Origin of the sequence: uncultured Lamprocystis sp. (genome assembly GCF_903933125.1) — a bacterium.
Lineage (GTDB): Bacteria > Pseudomonadota > Gammaproteobacteria > Chromatiales > Chromatiaceae > Thiodictyon.
On sequence record NZ_CAIZIZ010000415.1, the window covers coordinates 1 to 4,036 of the forward strand.

2 protein-coding genes are annotated in these 4,036 nt (G+C 66.0%); both read left to right on the plus strand.

Annotated elements, in window-relative coordinates:
- Nucleotides 1-503 precede the first annotated feature (503 nt).
- Complete coding sequence (locus QZY03_RS22110; protein ID WP_295584649.1) at nt 504-1,763, plus strand: SBBP repeat-containing protein; 1,260 nt, start codon at nt 504-506, stop codon at nt 1,761-1,763.
- Nucleotides 1,664-3,763, plus strand: a complete 2,100-nt coding sequence (locus tag QZY03_RS22115) for an SBBP repeat-containing protein (protein ID WP_295584650.1) — start codon at nt 1,664-1,666, stop codon at nt 3,761-3,763. The genes QZY03_RS22110 and QZY03_RS22115 overlap by 100 nt, the downstream gene beginning before the upstream one ends.
- Nucleotides 3,764-4,036 lie beyond the last annotated feature (273 nt).

Here is a 4,036-nt window from a genome sequence, read left to right on the forward strand (position 1 = left end):
GCGATGGGCCGGGCGCAGTATTGAGGTCACCGCGGCACCCATCGCGGCGGGACGCCGCTCCCACGGGGGACATGAGAGACAACAGCCGGACCGCCGACTGCAAATTCCCGCCGAACGGCTATTGACGGGCGACCAAAGGCGGTTCCCGAAGCGGGGAACACACCGTAACATCCTTATGTCGCCAAGATGTGAAGTCGATCACAGTTGTCGTATGGCTCAGGCCGACCACCGGTGACCATCAACGCTGCGATAGCCTTCGTCGGACGCTCGTGTAGGGGCGGGTTTAAAACCAGCCCCTAGATCCGGTTATCACGTCCGATGGCGACAATCGCTGGGAATGACGCCTCACCGCGCCTTGATCGCACGAACGACCGCGGCGCGTATCGCGGTCTCAAGGCCGACCGTTCCCACCAAGACACGCTTCCCCCCAGGGCGAAGCCTGCGGCCATCGCGGCGCACCTGGAATGCACTTCTTCAGACCGTCTCGCTCAAGGAAACTCAAAATGTACTTACACCACGCGCGGATTGGATTGCTGACCGCCCTGCTGACCCTCGGCAGCGGCCTGCTGGTCGCGGCAACAACAGACCCCGGACAGCCCCCCGGCGAGCTGGACCAAACCGCCCGACCGGTCCAACCATCAGCCGCCGCGGATGCGGCCCAGGCCCGGGTGCAGGCCGACTATGGCAAGCTCCCCTACACCTTCGAGACCAATGGCGGCCAGGTCGATGCCGCGGTCAAATTCCTCGCGCACGGCCCCGGCTATAGCCTGTTCCTGACCCCCGGCGAGGCCGTACTCTCGTTGCGCACCGGTCAGCCGCGGGCGCCCGAACGGCATCAATCGGGCGCCCGCCCGGCGCCGCGATTCGACCCGACACACACCGCGGCTGTCACCCCCCCGGCCGTACTGCGCCTGAGCCTGGTCGGCGCCAATCCCGCTGCGCTCATCCGCGGCGAAGATCCCCTGCCGGGCACCATCAACTATCTGCGCGGCCGGGATCCCGCGGCCTGGCGCACCGGTCTGTCCACCTACGCCAAGGTCCGCTACGAGAACGTCTACCCCGGCATCGATCTGGTCTACTACGGCAATCAGGGCGAACTGGAGTACGACCTGGTCGTGGCCCCAGGGGCGAACCCCAAGGTCATCGCCCTGGCCTTCGACGGCGCCGACGCGCAGCGGCTCGATGCCTCAGGCAACCTGGTCCTGAGCCTTCAGGGCGGCGAACTCGTCCAGCAGGCCCCGCGGGTCTACCAGGAAGCCAACGGCGAACGCACCCCCATCCCGGCCCGCTATCTGCTGGCCGACAACCAACAGATCGGCCTGGCGCTGGGCGACTATGACCCCACGCGTACCCTGGTCATCGACCCGGTGTTGAGTTATTCCACCTACCTTGGCGGCACCGGGATCGACCGGATCAACGGCATCGCGGTCGACGCCGCGGGCAACACCTATGTGACCGGACAAACCTGGTCGGACGACTTTCCGACCACGACCGACGCCGTGCAACCCGCACCCGCGCCAGGCCGCCTGATTCAGGACGCGTTCGTGGCCAAGCTCGACCCCACCGGCGCGACGCTGCTCTATGCCACCTACCTGGGCGGCAACGATTACGACGTCGCCGACAGCATCGCCGTGGACGCCGCCGGCAATCGACCGGGTCTGAGTTGGTCTATTCGACCTATCTGGGCGGCAGCACCAACGAGACCATCACCGAGATCGGCGGGGCCAGCATCGCCGTCGACAACACGGGCAGCGCCTATGTGACCGGCGGCAGCGATTCGTTGGACTTTCCGACCTACCAGGCACAGCAGGCCACACTGGCCGGCGCCGGGCCTGACGCCGTGGTCGCCAAGCTCAATCCGGCCGGGAGCGCGCTCGTTTATTCAACCTACCTGGGCGGCAGTGACTACGACGACGCCGCCGGCATCGCCGTCGATCAGGTCGGCAACGCCTATGTGACCGGCGTGACCGCGTCAACCGACTTCACAACGACGACCAGCGCCTTCCAGTCCGCCATCAGCGGCTCGTTCGACGCCTTTGCCGCGAAATTCAACCCGGCCGGCTCTGCCCTCGTGTACTCGACCTACCTGGGCGGCAGCGGCGATGAAACCGGCCTGGGTATTGCTTTGGACCCGGCCGGCAATGCCTACCTCAGCGGCAACACCACATCGACCGACTTTCCGACCCGCAACCCCGTGCAGCCCACACTCGGCGGCAGCGGTCCCAACAACCTGCCCGACGCCTACCTGGCAAAACTCGATGCCGCGGGAAGCGCACTGGTTTACGCCACCTACCTGGGCGGCAGCGGCTGGGAATGGGGTTCCAATATCGCGGTGGATACGACCGGCAACGCGGTTGTGACCGGCGATTCCGGATCGCCCGACTTCCCGACCAAGAGCCCACTCATGCCGGTCCCCCAGGGCGACGTCATGGATGCCTTCGTGACTCAGCTCGACGCGACCGGCACGGCGCTCGTCTTCTCCAGCCATCTGGGTGTCACCGGGCCTGGCGACACCTCAGGCCGCGGCGTCGGGCTCGACGCGGCCGGCAACATCTATGTCGCCGGCCTGACGGGCGCCGGTTTCCCAACCACCGGGGGCGCCTTGCAGCCGGATTTCGGCGGCTTGAACGACGGTTTTATCGTCAAGATCGCCGCGGGGACGGCAGCGTCGGTCGACGCGCCGCTGTGGCTGGTCGCGCTCGGTGACGTCATTGGCGACGGCACCCAGGCCGTCGCGGCAGTGTTCGAGGATGTCGCGGCGCAGACCGTCACCGGCGTGGTCAGAAACGCGGCCGACGGAACCCTGATCCAGACCATCGCCTTCGGCAGCACCTATGCACCACTCGACGCGGTCATGGTGCCGGATCTGGATGGCAACGGCGCGCCGGAACTGGCACTGCTGCGCTTCACCGCGGACGCCCAGGTCCAGGTCGAGGTGCGCGACACCCGCACCGGCGAACGGCGCACCGCACTCACCTTCGCTGCCGCCTTCCTGCCCAAACGGCTGGCGGTGGTGCCGGATCTCAACGGCAATGGCGCCGTCGAGCTGGCCGTCCTCGGCATCCACAGCAGCTCCGGGGCCGTCGCTGCCGAGATCAAGGACGCACGCACCGGCGTGCGGCTGCGCCAAGTGTACTTCGACAAAACCTATCAGCCGCTCGACTTCGCCGCGGTCGCCGATGCGAATGGTAACGGCGCCGCAGAACTGGCCGTGCTCGGCATCAAGAGCGGCAGCCAGTCAAAGGTCGAACTGCGCGACACCCAAAGTGGGCAGTTGGTGAAGAACCTTTGGTCGCCAAAAATCTTCACGCCCATCGCCCTGGCCGCGATACCCGACACCAATGGCAACGGCACCCCGGAGATCGCGGTCCTGGGACGCAACACCAGCATGAACGTCGAAGTGCGAACGCTCGACGCCGGCACCGCAGCGCAACTGGGCATCGCCTACTACAGCCGGGCCTTCACGCCGTTGCAACTCGCGGCGTTACCGGACCTCAACGGCAACGGCGTCCCCGAACTGGCGGTGCTGAGCCGCAACACCGCCGGCTTGCTCAAGACCGAACTGCGCGACGCCGTCACCGGCACCCAGGTGCGCAATGTCTGGTTCGATACGCTCACGCCGAGGGATCTGGCCGTGTTACCCGACCTGAACGGCAACGGCCGTCCCGAGATCGCCGTCCTTGGCATCCCGTCGACCGGCGCCGCACAAGTCCTGATCAAAGATGCCGGAACCCAGGCGCAGATCAGCCGCCTGGACTTCTAAGGCAATATCCGGGAATCAACATGCCTGCAAGACCATAGGGCTTTACGCGCGCCCGTAGGGGCGCCTGTAGGGGCGCCTGTAGGGGCGACTTCAGTCGCCCCTAAACATCGGCAGATCCTGCCCCGAAAATCACCTAAGGTGATTTCCGGGAAACAATGTACCAACGTGTAGGGCGACTTTAGTCGCCCCTAAGGCGATTTCCGTGAATAGGCATCCCGACTGCGCATGCGCAGAAAGCCTGTTGGGTTGTAGGGGCGAATGAATTCGCCCCTA

Excerpts from the sequence above, each read along its gene's own strand:
- QZY03_RS22110 (WP_295584649.1), top strand. The coding sequence starts at position 504 with ATGTACTTACACCACGCGCGGATTGGATTGCTGACCGCCCTGCTGACC.